At 40.2% G+C, this 522-nt stretch carries 1 protein-coding gene; it reads right to left on the reverse strand.

Annotated elements, in window-relative coordinates; translation table 11 throughout:
* On the reverse strand, nucleotides 1-522 hold a 522-nt coding region (locus I6E61_RS14055; RefSeq protein WP_197135310.1), incomplete at both ends, for a hypothetical protein.

Raw genomic sequence — 522 nt, forward strand, 5'->3', positions numbered from 1 at the left:
ATTATTTTCACTCTCTGGTGTTATTTTTTCAACTGGCTCAATAGTTGGTATTGATATGGCTGTACTTGATACTTTATAAGGTGAAAAAGCATACTCTGGTGTGTCACCCTTAAAAGAGCCATTACCTGCGTATCTAAGGTCTTTACTATCAATAGTACTGCCCCACTGTTTAACCGTCACATTACCTTGAACACGCACTCCACCGTATACACTTCCCCCTGTTTGCTCATAATTACCGGAGGTATACACGCCGTTACGTATTATTGTTTGTGTAAGAGCCACTAAACCATATGAACGAATTGTTCCTTGGACTGCTTTACCTGTAACCGAAATAGAACCGGATGAACTCACATCTCCACCAACTCGCGTTTCCTGTATTGAGATAGATTGGTTTGCAGAAATACTACCCGAAACAGTACCACTACTTTGTGTGAAGCTTAAATATGCAGATGCATCTCCTCCAATAACCACACCACCAGAGAGTATTAAATTGCCATTACTATGAATATTGCCTGTAACATC

It is taken from the genome of Psychrobacter sp. NZS113 (assembly GCF_015864825.1).
Taxonomy (GTDB): domain Bacteria; phylum Pseudomonadota; class Gammaproteobacteria; order Pseudomonadales; family Moraxellaceae; genus Psychrobacter.